The sequence below is a fragment of the Micromonospora sp. B006 genome (genome assembly GCF_003408515.1).
GTDB lineage: Bacteria > Actinomycetota > Actinomycetes > Mycobacteriales > Micromonosporaceae > Micromonospora > Micromonospora echinospora_A.
Genome location: NZ_CP030865.1, coordinates 1,007,805 through 1,024,996, shown reverse-complemented (window position 1 = coordinate 1,024,996; position 17,192 = coordinate 1,007,805). Strand labels below are relative to the sequence as shown.

The following is a 17,192-nucleotide window of genomic DNA, read 5'->3' as shown; positions in this document are numbered from 1 at the left end:
ACCCATGACGCGCTACGACGCCCCCACCCACTGGCAGTCCCGCTACGACCACTACATCGGCGGCGAGTACGTGAAGCCGCACGGTGGCAAGTACTTCGAGAACCCGACCCCGGTGACCGGGCAGACCTTCTGCGAGGTGGCCCGGGGCACCGCCGAGGACGTGGAGAAGGCGCTGGACGCGGCGCACGGCGCGGCCGACGCGTGGGGCCGCACGTCGGTCGCCGAGCGTTCGCTGATCCTCAACCGGATCGCCGACCGCATGCAGGACAACCTGGAGTCCCTGGCGATCGCCGAGACGTGGGAGAACGGCAAGCCGGTACGCGAGACGCTCGCCGCGGACATCCCGCTCGCCATCGACCACTTCCGCTACTTCGCCGGGGCGATCCGGGCGCAGGAGGGCTCGCTCGGCGAACTCGACGACGACACAGTGGCCTACCACTTCCACGAGCCGCTCGGCGTGGTCGGGCAGATCATCCCGTGGAACTTCCCGATCCTCATGGCGGTGTGGAAGCTCGCCCCGGCGCTCGCCGCCGGCAACGCGGTGGTGCTCAAGCCGGCCGAGCAGACGCCCGCCTCGATCCACTACCTGCTCTCGCTGATCGGCGACCTGCTTCCTCCGGGCGTGCTCAACGTGGTGAACGGCTTCGGCGTCGAGGCGGGCAAGCCGCTCGCGTCCTCGCCGCGGGTGGCGAAGGTGGCGTTCACCGGCGAGACCACCACCGGGCGGCTGATCATGCAGTACGCCAGCGAGAACATCAGGCCGGTCACGCTGGAGCTGGGCGGCAAGAGCCCGAACCTCTTCTTCGACGACGTCAGCGCCGCCTCCGACGACTTCCTGGACAAGGCGCTCGAAGGCTTCACCATGTTCGCGCTCAACCAGGGCGAGGTGTGCACCTGCCCGTCCCGGGCGCTCATCCAGCAGGGCCACTACTCCGACTTCCTGGCCGCCGCCGTGGACCGGACCCGGCAGATCAAGCAGGGGCACCCGCTGGACACCGACACGATGGTCGGCGCCCAGGCCTCCAACGACCAGCTGGAGAAGATCCTGTCCTACCTGGACATCGGGCGGCAGGAGGGCGCGAAGGTGCTGACCGGCGGCGAGCGGGCCGACCTCGGCGGCGAGCTGTCCGGCGGCTACTACGTCCAGCCGACGATCTTCGAGGGCGACAACTCGATGCGGATCTTCCAGGAGGAGATCTTCGGCCCGGTGGTGTCGGTGACGTCCTTCGCCGACCTGGACGACGCCGTGAAGATCGCCAACGACACGCTGTACGGGCTCGGCGCGGGCGTGTGGACCCGGGACCTCAACGCCGCGTACCGGGCCGGGCGGGCGATCCAGGCCGGCCGGGTCTGGACGAACTGCTACCACGCCTACCCGGCGCACGCGGCGTTCGGCGGCTACAAGCAGTCCGGCATCGGCCGGGAGAACCACAAGATGATGCTGGAGCACTACCAGCAGACCAAGAACCTGCTGGTCAGCTACTCGCCGAAGAAGCTCGGCTTCTTCTGATGGGCGACCCGGTAACAGTGACCCCCGCGGCGGCCGACCTGATCCGGTCGCTGCGGGGGCAGCACGGCCCACTGATGTTCCACCAGTCCGGCGGCTGCTGCGACGGCAGCGCCCCGATGTGCTACCCGGCCGGCGAGTTCCGCACCGGCGGCTCGGACGTGCTGCTCGCCTCGCTGGCTGTCGACGGCGTACCCGAGCCGGTGGAGTTCTGGATGTCCAAGGCCCAGTGGGAGTTGTGGCAGCACACCCGGCTCACCGTCGACGTGGTGCCCGGCCGGGGTAGCGGCTTCTCCCTGGAGGCCCCGGAGGGCGTGCGCTTCCTCATCCGGTCCCACCTGAACCGCTGATCTGTCCGAGATCTTGCAGCTCCCGGGCATCGCGGCGGTGGGATGCTGACGCCGTCCACTTCGGAGTACGCGTCCCACCACCGCTCGAGTCGCTACCGGGTCGCGTTCCGCCACCGCCCGACAGGAGACCGCCCATGCACCCGGTCCGACAGCCAGTGCTCGCCGCCGGCCTCACCGCCCTGGCCACCGCCGCCACGCTCGGGCTCGCTCCGGGCGCCGCCGTCGCCGCCCCGGCGGCCTCTCCCAGCATCTCCGTCAACTGGTTCGGCACGGCCGACGTGCGGGCGCACACCGCCACCGTCGGCGGCCGGTTCGACTGCGGCGCCGAGCGTGGCCTCGCGTACATCGAGGTGCACCTCGACCAGCGGCGCGGCGCGGTCACCGGCTTCGGGTTCGGCGTGATCGGCGCGTGCACCGACGAGCGCACCGCCGGCACCTGGACCGCGACCATCCCCGCCGACCAGGGCAGATTCCGCCCCGGCCCTGCCACCACCATCGCCCGCCTGGTGATCGAGCCCAACTCCCTCACCGAAACCACCGAGCCCGTACGCCTGCGCCCCCGCTGCGCCCACCCCTGACCGGGTCGACGGCCTCCGGTCAGGCGATCTGCCGGAGGTCGTCGCCGTAGTCGAAGATGATCCGCAGCCGGGCGCCGAGGGCGTTGGCATAGCGGCTCAGCGTTGCCACCTCGTTGACGTCGAGGTCGCCGTTCTCAATCTGGCTCACCCGGCCGGGCGTCACGCCCATGATCTCGGCAACCTGCCGCTGGGTGAGCCCCAGCCGCTTGCGCTCCTCGGCCAGGTGGAACGCGCTCACCCACGCGTCGGTCCGGGCGCGCTCCGCCTCGTACGCCTCGTCGTCGCCGCCGAGTTCGGCGCGGACCTCGTCCCAGTGATAGAACTCCGTCACGACTCCCCCCTTCGCTCGCGCTCGCTGTCGAGCCAAGCCTTGTAGGCAACCTCCGCCGCCGGGATGTGCTGCCGGTACCAGCGACTCCAGTCGCCTGCCTTGTTGCCGGCGACCAGGAGGACCGCCTGCGACCACGGATCGAAGACGAACAGCACCCGGAGCGCCACGTCCCGACCGGAGCGGGGCCGCAGCTCCTTCAGATTACGGAGGCTGCTCCCGCGCAGCGTGTCCACGAGCGGGCGGCCCAGCCCTGGCCCGACCTCGGCCAGCTTGTCCACCGCCACCCGGACGCTCTCGTACGACGCCGGGTCGTGGTCCCGCAGGTCGCGCAGCCAGTGCCGGACCTCTCCGGTGACCCGGACCGACCAGCGCTTCCCGTCCGCACCCATGCCCAGACTATAGCCCGAGCTAAACACGTCGGGCTACCGATCAGCGGGCGTCCAAGAGCGGCTGGGTGGGGTTCCACGGGGTTCCGGTTTCGGCGTCGCGGCGTCGGCGGGCGATCGCGGACAGCGCCTCCAGCACCACCCGGTTGCCCAGGTAGGCGGTGATGTCGGCGTGGTCGTACGGCGGGGCGACCTCGACCACGTCCAGCCCGACCACCGGCAGCTCGTAACAGACCCGGCGCACCGCGTCGAGCAGTTGCCGGGAGGTGAACCCGCCCGGCTCGGGCGTGCCGGTGCCGGGTGCCATGCCCGGGTCGACCACGTCCACGTCGACGGAGAGGAACACGCCCTCGCACTCGTCGGTCGCGATGCCGAATGCCTCGGTCAGGCAGGTGTCCAGGCCGCGCGCCACGATCTCGGTCATCTCGTACGAGCGCATCCGCTGCTCGGCCATCCAGGCCAGCGTGTCGGGGCCGGGCCAGTAGCCGCGCAGCCCGATCTGGAGGAAGCGGTCGCCACGTACCGCACCGGACTCGATGAGCCGCCGCATCGGCTGGCCGTGGCCGTGCAGCGAGCCGAACTCGACGTCGCCGGTGTCGGCGTGCGCGTCGAAGTGCACAAGCGACACCCGGCCGAGCCCGTGGTGCCGGGCCACCCCTGTCGCATCCGGCAGCGCGATGGAGTGGTCGCCGCCGAGCACCACCGGGATCGCCCCGGCGGCGGCGACCGCGTGCACGGCGGTCTCCAGCGCGGCCAGCGAGCGCTCGATGTCGCCACTGAACATCTCCACGTCCCCGGCGTCGTAGACGCACAGGTCCTTCAGCCCGTCCACGCGCAGCGCCAGCGACGGGCGGGAACCGTCGTGCGGCAGGTAGCAGGCCTGCCGGATGGCGGACGGCCCGAACCGGGTGCCGGGTCGGTGCGAGGTGCCGCCGTCGAACGGCGCCCCGATGATCACCACGTCCGCGTCGGCGTACGTGACCGGCTCCTCGACTGTGCACGGCGGCACGCCGAGGAACGTGATGTCGGGACCATACATCGGGCCGTACCGGGTCATCGTTCCTCCATCCCCCACGGCGAACCGTAGCCGGTGAGCAGGTCCAGGAAGGGGGTCGGCGGGAACGCCTCGGGACCGAGCACGCCCGTGCCGGACCAGGCGCCGGTGGCGAGCAGTTCCAACGCGACGACCGGGTTCACGGCGGTCTGCCAGACCACCGCCTGGTGGCCGTACTCGCTCATCGACCACTCGTTGTCGACCACGTGGTAGAGGTAGACGCGGCGCGGCTGCCCGTCCGGGCCGGTGCCGGTGACGTACGTGCCGGCGCAGGTCTTGCCGCTCATCCGGTCGCCGAGCGTGGCCGGGTCCGGCAGCGCGGCGGCCACCAGGTCGCGCGGCGACACCTCGACGCCGCGTACCCGCACCGGCTCGGTCGAGTCGAGCCCGAGCTTGTGCAGCGTACGCAGCACCTCGATGAACTCGGCGCCGAGGCCGTACTTGAAGGTGACCCGCTTCGCCTCGACCCAGCGCGGGATGAGCAGCACCTCCTCGTGCTCGACGTTGACGCACTCGACCGGGCCGATCCCGGCCGGGAAGTCGAAGACCTCCGGCTCGCTGAACGGTTCGGTGGTGAACCAGCCGCGCCCGGCCTCCCAGATCACCGGCGGGTTGAGGCACTCCTCGATGGTGGTCCAGATGGAGAACGAGGGCGCGAAGTCGTACCCGGCGACTGTGAGGTTCGCGCCGTCGCGTACCCCGATCTCGTCGATCTCGGCGAAGAGTTCGTCGGCGGCGTAGCGGGCGAAGACGTCGGACAGGCCCGGTTCGACGCCGATGCCGCACAGCGCGAGCCGCCCGGCGGCGGCCCACCGCTGCGCGACGGCGAACTGCTCGTCGCCGAGCTTGACCCCGGTCTCGGCGTAGGGACGCTCGGGGTGCGGCCGGGACAGCGACATGGCCATGTCGAGGTAGTCGGCCCCGGCGGCGAACGCGCCGTCGAAGATCGGCATGACGAAGCGCGGGTCGACGGCGTTGAGCACGTGCGTGATCCGGTGTTCCCGGCACAGCGCGGCCACCGCGTCGGCGGAGGAGGCGTCCACCGTGGCGGCGGCGATCCGGTCGCCGTGCCCGGCGACGGCCCGCGCCGCCCGCGCCGGGTCGTGGTCGGCGACCACCATGAGCTCGAAGAAGGTACGGCGGGCGGCGATGGATACGGCTGCGGAGCCGACGCCACCGGCGCCGACGAGGAGGATACGCATCAGGAGTCGAACCCCAGTCCAAGACGGTCGAGAGTACGGAGCCAGAGGTTGCGCCGTCCGTCGCGCGCGTCGGCGCGGGCGAGCGACCAGCGGGTGAGGTTGATGCCCACGGACCGGGCCGGTTCCGGCGGGAACGGCAGCGGCTTGCTGCGTACCAGGTCGAGCCGGGTCAGCGGGGTGTCCGCGCCGGAGAGCAGGTCGAGCGTCACGCGGGCGCCGAACCGGGTCGCGCCGACGCCGAGCCCGGTGAACCCGGCCGCGTAGGCCAGGCGTCCGGAGTAAGCGGTGCCGAAGAACGCGCAGAACCGGGTGCAGGTGTCGATGACGCCACCCCAGCGGTGGCTGAAGCGCACATCGGCGAGCTGCGGGAAGGTCGTGAAGAAGTGCGAGGCCAGCGCGGTGAAGGTGGCCTCGCGCTGCTCCAGCGCCGGCGCCACCCGGTTGCCGTAGTGGTAGATCGCGTCGTAGCCGCCGAACAGGATCCGGTTGTCGGCGGTGAGCCGGTAGTAGTGGAACTGGTTGCCGGTGTCGGCGAGCCCCTGCCGGTGCCGCCAGCCGATCGCGTCGCGCTGCGCGGCGGTCAGCGGCTCGGTCATGAGCGCGTAGTCGTAGACCGGCACGATCCAGGAGCGCAGCCGGCGCAGCAGCGGCGGGAACGCGTTGGTGGCCAGCACGACCTGCCGCGCCCGCACCACGCCGGGCGCCGCGTCCACACCGCCCGCGGTGGTGGCGAGCAGCCCGGCGCCGTCGCGGGCCAGGCCGGTGACGCGGGTGTGCTCGTGCACGCGTACGCCCAGGTCGAGCGCGGCCCGGCGCAGTCCCCAGGCGAGCTTCGCGGGGTCGAGCAGGGCCACCCGGTCGGCGTCCCACATGCCGCCCAGGTACGTCGGCGACGCCACCTCGGCGCGTACCTCGTCACGGTCGAGGAGTCGCACGTCGTGGCCGTACCGGCGGGCCAGGTCCGCGTCGGCGGCGAGCCCGTCGAGCTGGTACGGCTCGACCGCCACCGCCAGTTCACCGGTGCGTTCGAAGTCGCAGTCGATGTCGTACTTCGCCACCGTGGCGGCGATGGCGTCCAGGTTCTCCCGGCCCAGCCGCTCCAGCTCGCCGATCTCGCCGGGGAACCGCTCGACGCCGTTGGCGAGCCCGTGGGTGAGCGACGCGGCACAGAACCCGCCGTTGCGCCCGGACGCCGCCCAGCCGCACGTGCCCGCGTCGACGAGCAGCACGTCGCGGTCCGGGTCGGCCTCCTTTGCGAGCAGCGCGGTCCACAGCCCGGCGTACCCACCGCCGACCACGAGCAGGTCGGTGGCGTGCGACCTGGACAGCGGCGGCAGCGGGTCGGGCCGAACCGGGCGGTCCAGCCAGTACGGCACGGGCGCGGCGTCGGCCAGCGCCCGGCCGGTATGCGGGAGTGTCATGGCTTGCCCGCAGGTGTGGCGACCACCGCGAGGGCGGCCCGTCGTGCCCGCCGTCCGCGCAGCGAGGTGGCCCCGACCAGCAGCAACGCGATCACGAACATCGCCGTGCCGATCACGTTGACCTGCGGCGGGATGCCCCGCTGGGAGGCGCCCCAGACGTACATCGGGAACGTGACTGTGGTGCCGGCGTTGAAGTTCGTGATGATGAAGTCGTCGAAGCTGAGCGAGAACGCCAGCAGCGCGGCGGCCACGATGCCCGGCAGCACGAGCGGCAGCGTGATCCTTCGGAAGGTCTGCCACTCGCTGGCGTACAGGTCCATGGCGGCCTCCTCCAGCCGCCGGTCCATGCCGGAGAGCCGGGCCTTCACGGTGACCACGACGAACGACATGCAGAACATGACGTGCGCGATGACGATCGTCCAGAAGCCCTGCGGCACCCCGGCGGCGACGAAGAGGGCGAGCAGCGAGGTGCCCATCACCAGTTCCGGGGTGGCCATCGGCAGGAAGATCAGCCCGTTGAGCCCGGACCGGCCGCGGAAGCTGTGCCGGACCAGCGCGAACGCCATCAGCGTGCCGAGGATCGTGGAGGCGACTGTGGCGATCAGGCCGATCTGCATGCTGCGTACCACCGCGTCGCACATGTCCGAGGTGGCGCAGGGCTGCTTCCAGTTGTCGAGCGTGAACTCGTTGAAGTCGTAGGAGAGCCGGCTGGAGGGCCGGTTGAAGGAGAGCCCGGCGACCACCATGATCGGCAGCGTCAGGTAGCCGAGGACGAGCAGCGCCACACCCATCACCCACCGGTCGGCGAGCCAGCGCCTCACGTTCACAGGACCTCCTCCGTACCGGCCCGGCGCAGGTAGACGAAGACGATCGCCAGGATCGCGGCCATCAGCAGGAACGACAGCGCCGCGCCCTGCGGGTAGTCCAGCCGGACCAGGAACGCCGAGTCGATGACGTTGCCGATCATGTACTCGTTCGGGGTGCCGAGCAGTTCGGCGTTGATGTAGTCACCGGTGGCCGGGATGAAGAACAGCAGCGTGCCGGCGATCAAACCGGGCATCGACAGCGGCAGCGTGACCTTGGCGAACGCGCGCACCGGGCTCGCGTACAGGTCGCTCGCCGCCTCCAGCAGCCGGGGATCGAGCCGCTCCAGGCTCGCGTACAGCGGCAGCACCAGGAACGGCAGGAAGTTGTACGTCAGACCGAGCACCACGGCGATCGGGGTGGCCAGCAGCCGCCCGTCCGGTCCGAGCAGGTGCACGTCGCGCAGCAGCCCGACCAGCGCGCCGTTGTCCGACAGGATGGTCTTCCAGGCCAGCGTGCGCACCAGGAAGCTGGTGAACATCGGCGCGACCACTGCCACCAGCAGCAGGTTCTTCCACCGGCCGGCCTTCTGCGCGATCGCGTACGCCAGCGGGTAGCCCATCAGCAGCCCGAGCACCAGCGCGATGGCCGAGTAGAGGAAGGACCGGGAGAACTGCGGCCAGTACGCCTGCAACGCGTCCGGGTAGTTGCTGAACGCCCAGGTCATCGCGTACCCGGTGGATAGCGAGCCGGCCGGGTCGTAGAGGCTGGCCGAGGCGAGCTGCACCAGCGGGAGCGCGAAGAAGACGAGCAGCCAGACCGCGCCGGGCAGCAGCAACAGGTACGGCAGGAGCCGGTTGCGCCCGCGCCGCACCGGCGGCGGCGCCGGTTTCCCGGCGGAGGTCGGTACGTGGGCCAGCGCGCTCATGCCGCCACTCCGCTTCGCTCCGTGCCGCCATGAGGCACCTTCGCGCCGAGCCAGCCGATTCGCTCGCTGCGCTCGCTCATGGCAGCGCACCCACCGGCGGCTCGTCGAGCAGCGGCGCGGTCTGGTCGTCCTCACCGGCGGCCCGGGGCAGGAGGAACGCGTGCCGCGGGTCCCAGTGCGCGGTCACCGCCGTGCCGACCGCCAGCTGACCGCCCAGACCGCTGTTCGCGGCGAACGCGGTCAGCTCGCTGCCCCACGCGGTGCGCACCAGGTACTGGGTGCTCACCCCGACGTAGGAGGTGTCAGTGACCACGCCACCGACGTGCTGGTGCCCGGCCGGCACCCGGTCCGGGCCGTCGACCAGGTGCAGCTTCTCCGGACGTACGCCGAGGAAGGCCGGCCCGTCGGTGAGCCGCGCCCGGCCGGCGGGCCCCGAGAAGCGCGCGCCGTGCGCCGTGACCAGCACGTCGTCGGCGGCGCGCCCGCCGGCTTCGGCGGCGAGCAGGTTGGACTGGCCGAGGAAGTTCGCGACGAACGCGGTGGCCGGGTATTCGTAGATGTCGGCGGGCGCGCCGAGCTGCTCGATCCGGCCGGCGTTCATCACCGCGACCGTGTCGGCCATCGTCATGGCCTCCTCCTGGTCGTGGGTGACGTGCACGAACGTGATGCCGACCTCGGTCTGGATCCGCTTCAGCTCGATCTGCATCTGCCGGCGCAGCTTCAGGTCGAGCGCGCCGAGCGGCTCGTCGAGCAGCAGCACCTGCGGGTGGTTGATGAGTGCCCGGGCCAGCGCGACGCGCTGCTGCTGGCCGCCGGAGAGCTGGGCCGGGCGGCGGCGGCCGTACCCTTCGAGCTGGACCAGCGCGAGCATCCGCTCGACCTGGTCGCTCACCTTGCGGATCCCGCGGCGGCGCAGCCCGAACGCCACGTTCTCGTGGATGTCCAGGTGCGGGAAGAGCGCGTAGCTCTGGAACACGGTGTTGACCGGCCGCTTGTACGGCCGCAGCCCGGCGATGTCCTGCTCGCCGAGCAGCACCTGTCCGCTCGTGGGCTGCTCCAGCCCGGCGATCATCCGCAGCGTGGTGGTCTTGCCGCAGCCGGACGCGCCGAGCAGGGCGAAGAACGAGCCCTGCCCGATGGTGAGGGTGAGGTCGTCGACGGCGGTGAAGACGCCGAACCGCTTGGTGAGGTCGACCAGTCGCAGGTCGCCGGCCGGGGTCTGCTGCCCCTTCACGCGCCGATCACCTGCTGGAACTTGGTCTCGTACTCCTTCTCCTGGGCTTCGTCGAGCGCCATGAAGACCTTGGCCTTGGACAGCATCGCGTCGTCCGGGAAGATCAGCGGGTTGGTGGCCAGATCCGGGTCGATCTTCTCCATCTCGGCCTGCGCGCCCTGCACCGGGCAGATGTAGTTGACGTACGCGGCCAGCTTCGCCGCCACCGCCGGGTCGTAGTAGTGGTTCATCAACGCCTCGGCGTTGGCCTTGTGGGTGGCCTTGTTCGGCACCAGCATGTTGTCCGACCAGAGCATCACGCCGGACTCGGGCACCACGAACTTGATCTTCTCGTCCTCGAAGCCGAGCTGCACCACGTCGCCGGACCAGCCGATGCACGCGGCGATGTCGCCCTTGGCCAGGTCGGGCGCGTAGTCGTTGCCGGTGAACCGCCGGATCTGCTTGCTGTCCACGGCCTTCTTGAGCTTGTTCAGCGCGTCGTCGAACTGGGCCGCGGTGAACTTGGCCGGGTCGTGGCCGAGCGACTGGAGCAGCAGGCCGATGGTGTCGCGCATCTCCGACAGCACAGTCACCTTGCCCTTGAGATCGGGGCGGGTGAGCAGCTCGTCGACGGTGCGGATCTCCTTGGTGACCTTCGCGTTGTACGCCAGACCGGCCAGCCCGGACTGCCACGGGACGGCGAGCTGGGTCTCGGCGTCGAAGGAGCGCCCGCGCAGCGACTGCAGCAGGTTCGCCTCGACGTTGGGCATCTTCGACTTGTCCAGCTTCTGCATCCAGCCGAGACGGATCACCCGGGCGGCCATCCAGTCGGTGAGCACCATGATGTCCCGGCCGGTGCTCTGACAGCCGGCGAGCTGGTTGCGCACCTTGCCGAAGAACTCGTTGTTGTCGTTGACGTCCTCGGTGTACGTCACCTGGATACCGGAAGCGGCGACGAACGCGTCGAGCGTGGGGCGCTTGGACTCGTCCTTCTCGTCGGTGTCCATGTACTGCGGCCAGTTCGAGAAGGCGACCTTCTTCTCGGTGGCGGACAGATCCTCGCTCTTGCAGCCGGCTTCGGTCTGCTGGGCGCCCTTGGTTCCGCAGCCGGCCAGGGTGCCCGCGGTGGCGAGCAGCGCGGCCGAGCCGACGGTCCCGGTGAGCAGACCACGCCGGGTGAGGGTCCGGAGGGGACTACGCATGTGACGACTCCTTGGGGGGCATCGTCGGCGGCGGGACGGGGGCGGCGCGCCGGCGGGAGGGTCAGTGGCGATGGACGACTGATCCTGACATGAGAAAACCTCTCTCACAAGGGATTCCGTTGCAGGAATAGCCAGTCGCCACGAAATACGCCAGACTGCGCGGGGCACTACGATCGATCCGGAGAATCGGACACGAGGAGCGTCGATGGTCAACCGGCACCAGGAGAATTCCAACGGCGGCCGTCGGGTCACCGTGCGTGAAGGCTCCAATCACGCTCTGCTCGACGACGTGGCCAAGCAGATCATCGAGCAGCTCCAGGAGGACGGACGCCGCCCGTACGCGAGCATCGGCAAGGCGGTCGGCCTCTCCGAGGCGGCGGTACGCCAGCGCGTGCAGCGGCTGCTCGACGCGGGCGTCATGCAGATCGTCGCGGTCACCGATCCGCTCCAGCTCGGCTTCCCCCGCCAGGCCATGATCGGTCTGCGCACCGACGGGGACCTGGAGGCGGTGGCCGACCGGCTGGCCGAGTTCGAGGAGATCGACTACGTGGTGATCACCGCCGGCTCGTTCGACCTGCTGGCCGAGGTGGTCTGCCGCAACGACGCGCACCTGCTGGAGATCCTGCAGAAGCTGCGCGGCGTGCCCGGGGTGCTCTCCACCGAGGCGTTCGTCTACCTGAAGCTGCGCAAGCAGACCTACAGCTGGGGCACCGCCTGATGCGGATTCCGTTGACGCAGCGCTGACGCGGCGCTGAATCCGTCGCGTTGAGGCTTATTCACTTGCCTTATCGGCACCGTCTGTGGGATAACCGTGGGCAGAGCGGCCGGTGTCACCCCTGACCGGCCCGAGACCCGATGGGGCTGACATGGCCAACGCCACCGACCACCTGTGGATGCACTTCACCCGCATGGCGAGCTACCCCGCCGGCGAGGTTCCGACAATCGTCCGGGGCGAGGGCGCGTACGTCTGGGACGCACAGGGCCGCCGCTACCTGGACGGGCTGGCCGGGCTGTTCGTCGTCAACGCCGGCCACGGCCGCGCCGAGCTGGCCGAGGCCGCCGCCAAGCAGGCCGGCGAGCTGGCCTACTTCCCGCTCTGGTCGTACGCCCACCCGAAGGCCGTCGAGCTGGCCGAGAAGATCGCCACGCTCACGCCCGGCGACCTGAACCGGGTCTTCTTCACCACCGGCGGCTCGGAGGCGGTCGAGGCGGCGTGGAAGCTGGCCCGGGCCTACTTCAAGCGCACCGGCAAGCCCACCAAGCACAAGGTGGTCAGCCGCTACATCGCCTACCACGGCACCTCGATGGGCGCGCTGTCGATCACCGGCCTGCCCGGCATCAAGACCGACTTCGAACCGCTGGTCCCGGGCGGCATCAAGGTGCCGAACACCAACTTCTACCGGGCCCCCGAGCACGGCGACGACCCCGAGGCATTCGGCCGGTGGGCCGCCGAGGAGATCGGCCGGGCGATCGAGCGGGAGGGGCCGGAGACGGTCGCCGCCGTCTTCCTGGAGCCGGTGCAGAACTCCGGCGGCTGCTTCCCGCCGCCGCCCGGCTACTTCGAGCGGGTACGCGAGATCTGCGACGCGTACGACGTGCTGCTGGTCAGCGACGAGGTGATCTGCTCCTGGGGCCGGCTCGGCGAGTACTTCGGCGCCGTCCGGTACGGCTACCAGCCGGACATCATCACCACCGCGAAGGGGATCACCTCCGGCTACGCCCCGCTCGGCGCGATGATCGCCAGCGAGCGGCTGATGGAGCCGTTCCTCACCGAGACCGGCATGTTCGCGCACGGCGTGACGTTCGGCGGTCACCCGGTCTCCTGCGCGGTCGCGCTGGCCAACCTGGAGGTGTTCGCCCGCGAGGACCTGATCGGGCACGTCCGGGCCAACGAGGGCGCGTTCCGCTCCACCCTGGAGAAGCTGTACGACCTGCCGATCGTCGGCGACGTCCGCGGCGACGGCTACTTCTACGGCATCGAGCTGGTCAAGGACAAGACGACGCGGGAGACGTTCGACGAGGCCGAGTCGGAGCGGCTGCTGCGCGGCTTCCTCTCCACCGCGCTGTTCGACGCCGGGCTCTACTGCCGGGCCGACGACCGGGGCGACCCGGTGGTGCAGCTCGCCCCGCCGCTGATCGCCGACCAGCAGCACTTCGACGAGATCGAGCAGATCCTGCGCGCGGTGCTGACCGAGGCGTGGTCCCGGCTCTGAGCCGATGACGGGCTACCAGCACCTGTCGTACTGGCTGTCCAGCCTGGACGAGCCGCTGACACCGCGACCCGGGTTGCCCGGCGACACGGACGCCGACGTGGCGATCGTGGGCGCCGGGTACACCGGGCTGTGGACGGCCTGGTACCTGGCCGAGGCCGACCCGACGCTGCGCGTCGTCGTGCTGGAGCGGGAGATCGCCGGGTACGGCGCATCCGGGCGCAACGGCGGCTGGTGCTCCGCGCTGTTCCCCACCTCACTGCCGGCGCTGGCCCGGCGCCACGGCCGGGACCGGGCTCTCGCGCTGCAACGGGCCATGCACGACACGGTCGGCGAGGTGGGCCGCGTCGCCGCAGCCGAGGGCATCGACTGCGACTGGCGGGCCGGCGGCACTGTGACGCTGGCCCGCAGCGAGGCCCAGCTCGGCCGGGCCCGAGCCGAGGTCGCGCAGGCCCACGCGCACGGGCTCACCGACGACGACCTGAGGCTGCTCGACGCCGCCGAGGCCGCCGCGCGGTGCGACGCCGAGGGGGTACGCGGCGGCACGTACACCCCGCACTGCGCGGCCGTGCACCCGGCGAAGCTGGTCCGGGGCCTGGCCCGGGCGGTGGAACGCCGGGGCGTACGCATCCACGAGCGCACACCGGTGACCGCGCTGCGGCCGGGCGCGGCGGTGACACCGGCGGGCGTGGTCCGGGCCCCGGTGGTGGTCCGCGCGACGGAGGGCTACACGCCGGGGCTACCAGGCCAGCGGCGGACGGTGGCGCCTGTCTACTCGCTGATGGTGGCCACGCCGCCGCTGCCCGAGGCGACCTGGGCGCGGATCGGGCTGGCGGAGCGGGAGACGTTCTCCGACTACCGGCACGTCATCGTGTACGGCCAGCGCACCGCCGACGGCCGGCTCGCGTTCGGAGGGCGGGGCGCCCCGTACCACTACGCCTCCCGGGTCCGGCCCGGCTTCGACCGGGAGCCCCTGGTGTTCGCGGCGCTGCGCCGCACGCTCGGCGAGCTGTTCCCGGCGCTCGGGCCGGACGTGCCGGTGACGCACGCCTGGGGTGGGCCGCTCGGCGTGGCCCGCGACTGGGCCGCGTCGGTGGGGCTGGACCGCCGCACCGGGCTCGCCTGGGCCGGCGGGTACGTCGGTGACGGCGTCGGCACCAGCAACCTCGCCGGCCGTACGCTGGCCGACCTGATCCGGGGCGTGGACAGCGACCTGACAGCGCTGCCCTGGGTGGGTCACCGCTCCCCGCGCTGGGAACCGGAACCGCTGCGCTGGCTCGCGGTGAACGCCGGTCTGCGGGTGATGTCCTCAGCCGACCGGAGAGAGCACCGGACGGCCCGCCCGTCCCGCCGGGCCGATCTCTTCAACCGCTTCCTGGGCCACTGACCGCACCCGGCTCCACGCCCCGTTGATCATGAAGTTGGCGGCACTCAGGGAGATCGAAGACGCCGCCAACTCGGGGAAGTGGTGGGGTCCGGGCGGGTTGGATGCGGCCACCTCGCCGTAATTGTGTTGATCTTTGCGGGGCCGGGTGCACCCAGGACTCGTGATCGACACCAGTACGGGGTGATGGTGGAGTCCAGGCGGGTGGGATGGCACCACATCCCCGCACTGGCGTTGACCTTGACCCGGCCGGGTGCGCCCAGGGTTCGTGATCGACACCAATTCGGGGTGGTGGCTGGTTTCGTCCAAAGGGCGCCGCCACCGGTGAGGCGGTGCGCCGGTCGAGGGTGGCGCGGACGTCGCCGGGCCGGTCAGCCCGATCCTGGGCCTCCCGCCCGCTGGTCCGCGCGCGTGGCCGACCAGCGCGACCTTCATGATCGACCGATGGAGGGTCCAGGCCGGGGCTCGGTCAGTGGTGGGGTGGGATCACCCGGAGGTGACCGCGGCGGCCCTGCTGGGGGGTCTGGGGCTTGGTGCCGGGCTCGTCCTCGGGAGGGCGGGGCGGGGCCGGGCGGGCGGCCTCGCGGACCGCCTCGGCCAGCGCCACCAGGTCGTCAGTGGTGGGCGGCGGCGGCTCGAACTCGCCCTCGTGCCGCACCACGTCCCAGCCGCGCGGGGCGGTCAGGCTGCGGGCGTGCGGCTCACACAGGTCGTACGTGTGCGGTTCGGCGAACGCGGCGAGCGGGCCCACCACCGCCGTCGACTCGTTGTAGACATAGGTCAATGTGGCGACCGCTTGCCGGGGGCAGCCGTTACGGGAGCAGCGCCGTGGTGACCTCACGGCGGCAGGGTATCCCCATTACCGGGTCCGGCGCACCGCTTCGCGTTACGACACGCCCGTCATGGTGATCACAATTCCTCCGTCCGGCGCACCGGCGCGCCGGACGACCGCGCGACGGCGGGCGGGCCGCCGTCCCGGGCTACCCTGTCCGTCATGACGAGCCCGCAGAACCGCCGCCCCGGCTCCGGCCGGCGCACCCACCGTGACCGGCACGGTCGCGGGTTGCGCGGGCGGCTGGTGCCGGCCACCGTCCCGCTGGCCCGGACGAAGGCCGAGGTCTTCGACGACCTGGTGCTCGACACGGTGGAGACGCTCGAACGCCGGTTCGCCAAGGAGCTGGCCGGGGTGGAGTTCGCGGTCGAGGACGTTCCGCCGGACCTGAACGTCTACGACTCGGACGTGCTGGAGGACGGCGAGGTGCCGCTCGCCCGGCTGCTGCCCGGGCGGCCCGGCCGCCAGGAGGTGCCGCCGCGCATCGTGCTCTACCGGCGGCCGCTGGAGTTCCGCGCGATGGACCGCGAGGACCTCGCCGACCTGGTCCACGACGTGATCATCGAGCAGGTGGCGAATCTGCTCGGGGTGGACCCGGACGAGCTGGCCTGACCCCCCGTCGGGCGGTCGCCCCGCTGCCGGTTGCGCCGCCACCCGGCCGGCCCCCGCCGGCCGGACAGCGACCCGGGCCCGGGCGGCCCCCACCGCCCGTCGGCCCGTACGTGTGTCAGGCGGCGACCCGCCGCTTGAGCTTGCGCCGCTCCCGCTCGGAGAGGCCACCCCAGATTCCGAACCGCTCGTCGTGGCCGAGCGCGTACTCCAGGCATTCCGTCTTCACTTCGCACCGCGAGCAGATGCGCTTCGCCTCGCGGGTCGAGCCGCCCTTCTCGGGAAAGAACGCCTCCGGGTCGGTCTGCGAGCAGAGCGCCCGCTCCTGCCACTCCGGCGCGTTCCCGAGCAGGTCGGCCACCTCGAGCTGGCCGTCCATCGATTGCCTCCTTGTCGCGCACCGGCGTCATTCGCCGCTGCAACCCCCCACGCGAAAGGCGTGCCTGTCCGTACGGTCACCATTTGTTGCGTTCCGTGCGAACAACCCCATTCAAATTACACGCGTGTAATGCGTGCGCCGTCAAGCCAAACTTGATAATGGAGTCGCCCTCCCGACACGTCCGGGACGACCGCCGCGGTCGCCCGTAGCCTCGCAACCTGCCCTATCGATTCAGACCCCGGACGAGTAACGCCCTCCCCGGCGAGTTGCCGGAAGTTTTCTGCCGTGGCGCACCGTCGGCGGGCCGGCCGGACGCCCCCGCCGGCCGCTCGTACCAAGATCAGAATTGGTGGGGCAAAGGGTAACGCGCCCGCCGCTGTACCGCCCGTCGAGCCGTCCAACGCCGACTGCGCCCCGTCCACCATGTGGACGGGGCGCAGGCTTCGGCGCGGTCGCCGGTTCAGTCCACGCGAGCTGGTGAGCTGGCTGGCCAGACGAATTCGGCGATGCACCCGCCGGTGACCGAGATCGCGCCGGCCGATGTGTTCTCGTCCCACCAGACGGTATAGACACCCGCCTCCAGGTCCGGGTAGACGGCACTGTGGAAGACCCCGTCCAGGACGTGCCGCTCACGTACCGCGGAGTGGGTCCGCGGTCCGTCGAGGTCCGCCCGGCTGATCTCGATCTCCCGGCCGTGCAGGTCCCGGCCGGTGTGGATGATCAGCGCGCCCCGGTTGCCGCCGAGGTCGAGCACGACGCTGCCGGCCTCCGACGGGCCGAGATCGTGATGGTGTGACATCCG

19 protein-coding genes are annotated in these 17,192 nt (G+C 71.3%); 7 read left to right on the top strand and 12 right to left on the bottom strand.

Translation table 11 applies throughout. The annotated features are described in order from the left end of the window. The first annotated feature begins 4 nt into the window (after nt 1–4). The 3 genes from adh (at nt 5) to MicB006_RS05030 (ending at nt 2,435) form a co-directional block, all read left to right on the top strand. Nucleotides 5–1,510: an aldehyde dehydrogenase gene (gene adh / locus MicB006_RS05040; RefSeq protein WP_116504154.1), complete on the top strand. Its 1,506-nt coding sequence runs from the start codon at nt 5–7 to the stop codon at nt 1,508–1,510. Next, entirely contained in the window at nt 1,510–1,857 is a 348-nt protein-coding gene (locus MicB006_RS05035; RefSeq protein ID WP_073824767.1) for a DUF779 domain-containing protein, read from the top strand. Before adh ends, MicB006_RS05035 begins: the two co-directional genes overlap by 1 nt. 134 nt (nt 1,858–1,991) lie before the next feature. Continuing rightward, complete coding sequence (locus tag MicB006_RS05030) at nt 1,992–2,435, top strand: hypothetical protein (protein WP_116504152.1); 444 nt, start codon at nt 1,992–1,994, stop codon at nt 2,433–2,435. Between the two features lie 19 nt (nt 2,436–2,454). Here the strand turns inward: MicB006_RS05030 and MicB006_RS05025 are convergent, their stop codons facing one another. The 9 genes from MicB006_RS05025 to MicB006_RS04985 form a co-directional block, all read right to left on the bottom strand. Beyond that, nucleotides 2,455–2,766: a helix-turn-helix domain-containing protein gene (locus tag MicB006_RS05025; protein ID WP_013284175.1), complete on the bottom strand. Its 312-nt coding sequence runs from the start codon at nt 2,764–2,766 to the stop codon at nt 2,455–2,457. After that, entirely contained in the window at nt 2,763–3,155 is a 393-nt protein-coding gene (locus MicB006_RS05020) for a type II toxin-antitoxin system RelE/ParE family toxin (protein WP_116504150.1), read from the bottom strand. Before MicB006_RS05020 ends, MicB006_RS05025 begins: the two co-directional genes overlap by 4 nt. A 40-nt stretch (nt 3,156–3,195) precedes the next feature. Beyond that, nucleotides 3,196–4,209 carry an agmatinase gene (gene speB, locus MicB006_RS05015; RefSeq protein WP_116504148.1) on the bottom strand — a complete coding sequence of 338 codons (1,014 nt, stop codon included), beginning with the start codon at nt 4,207–4,209 and terminating at the stop codon, nt 3,196–3,198. After that, the gene (locus MicB006_RS05010) at nt 4,206–5,408 is read right to left on the bottom strand and encodes a saccharopine dehydrogenase family protein (RefSeq protein WP_116504147.1); all 1,203 of its coding nucleotides are present in this window, start codon (nt 5,406–5,408) and stop codon (nt 4,206–4,208) included. Before MicB006_RS05010 ends, speB begins: the two co-directional genes overlap by 4 nt. Next, nucleotides 5,408–6,829 (bottom strand): FAD-binding oxidoreductase, encoded by a 1,422-nt coding sequence (locus tag MicB006_RS05005; RefSeq protein WP_116504145.1) that lies wholly within the window; start codon nt 6,827–6,829, stop codon nt 5,408–5,410. Before MicB006_RS05005 ends, MicB006_RS05010 begins: the two co-directional genes overlap by 1 nt. Further along, entirely contained in the window at nt 6,826–7,656 is an 831-nt protein-coding gene (locus tag MicB006_RS05000) for an ABC transporter permease (RefSeq protein WP_116504143.1), read from the bottom strand. The genes MicB006_RS05005 and MicB006_RS05000 overlap by 4 nt, the downstream gene beginning before the upstream one ends. Then, a complete protein-coding gene (locus MicB006_RS04995; RefSeq protein WP_116504141.1) occupies nt 7,653–8,561 on the bottom strand; it encodes an ABC transporter permease in 909 nt (302 codons plus the stop codon). Before MicB006_RS04995 ends, MicB006_RS05000 begins: the two co-directional genes overlap by 4 nt. Nucleotides 8,562–8,637: 76 nt before the next feature. Then, nucleotides 8,638–9,795 carry an ABC transporter ATP-binding protein gene (locus MicB006_RS04990; protein ID WP_116504140.1) on the bottom strand — a complete coding sequence of 386 codons (1,158 nt, stop codon included), beginning with the start codon at nt 9,793–9,795 and terminating at the stop codon, nt 8,638–8,640. Beyond that, complete coding sequence (locus MicB006_RS04985) at nt 9,792–10,976, bottom strand: spermidine/putrescine ABC transporter substrate-binding protein (RefSeq protein WP_116504138.1); 1,185 nt, start codon at nt 10,974–10,976, stop codon at nt 9,792–9,794. The genes MicB006_RS04990 and MicB006_RS04985 overlap by 4 nt, the downstream gene beginning before the upstream one ends. A gap of 205 nt (nt 10,977–11,181) precedes the next feature. Between MicB006_RS04985 and MicB006_RS04980 the strand changes: the two genes are divergently transcribed. The 3 genes from MicB006_RS04980 (at nt 11,182) to MicB006_RS04970 (ending at nt 14,573) form a co-directional block, all read left to right on the top strand. Continuing rightward, entirely contained in the window at nt 11,182–11,694 is a 513-nt protein-coding gene (locus tag MicB006_RS04980) for an Lrp/AsnC family transcriptional regulator (RefSeq protein ID WP_116504136.1), read from the top strand. A 148-nt stretch (nt 11,695–11,842) separates the two neighbouring features. Beyond that, entirely contained in the window at nt 11,843–13,189 is a 1,347-nt protein-coding gene (locus MicB006_RS04975; RefSeq protein WP_116504134.1) for an aspartate aminotransferase family protein, read from the top strand. Nucleotides 13,190–13,193: 4 nt separating this feature from the next. Next, nucleotides 13,194–14,573, top strand: a complete 1,380-nt coding sequence (locus MicB006_RS04970; protein ID WP_116504132.1) for an FAD-binding oxidoreductase — start codon at nt 13,194–13,196, stop codon at nt 14,571–14,573. A 466-nt stretch (nt 14,574–15,039) separates the two neighbouring features. Here the strand turns inward: MicB006_RS04970 and MicB006_RS04965 are convergent, their stop codons facing one another. Beyond that, the gene (locus MicB006_RS04965) at nt 15,040–15,411 is read right to left on the bottom strand and encodes a DUF3499 domain-containing protein (RefSeq protein WP_073824812.1); all 372 of its coding nucleotides are present in this window, start codon (nt 15,409–15,411) and stop codon (nt 15,040–15,042) included. Between the two features lie 153 nt (nt 15,412–15,564). Between MicB006_RS04965 and MicB006_RS04960 the strand changes: the two genes are divergently transcribed. Next, nucleotides 15,565–16,014 carry a metallopeptidase family protein gene (locus tag MicB006_RS04960; protein WP_018787548.1) on the top strand — a complete coding sequence of 150 codons (450 nt, stop codon included), beginning with the start codon at nt 15,565–15,567 and terminating at the stop codon, nt 16,012–16,014. Between the two features lie 115 nt (nt 16,015–16,129). On the opposite strand, the gene MicB006_RS04955 is transcribed toward MicB006_RS04960, so the two are convergent. Together MicB006_RS04955 and MicB006_RS04950 are read right to left on the bottom strand one after the other, a co-directional pair. After that, the gene (locus MicB006_RS04955; protein WP_013284161.1) at nt 16,130–16,390 is read right to left on the bottom strand and encodes a WhiB family transcriptional regulator; all 261 of its coding nucleotides are present in this window, start codon (nt 16,388–16,390) and stop codon (nt 16,130–16,132) included. A gap of 460 nt (nt 16,391–16,850) precedes the next feature. Further along, a complete protein-coding gene (locus MicB006_RS04950; RefSeq protein ID WP_073824816.1) occupies nt 16,851–17,189 on the bottom strand; it encodes a phospholipase in 339 nt (112 codons plus the stop codon). Between the last annotated feature and the right edge of the window lie 3 nt (nt 17,190–17,192).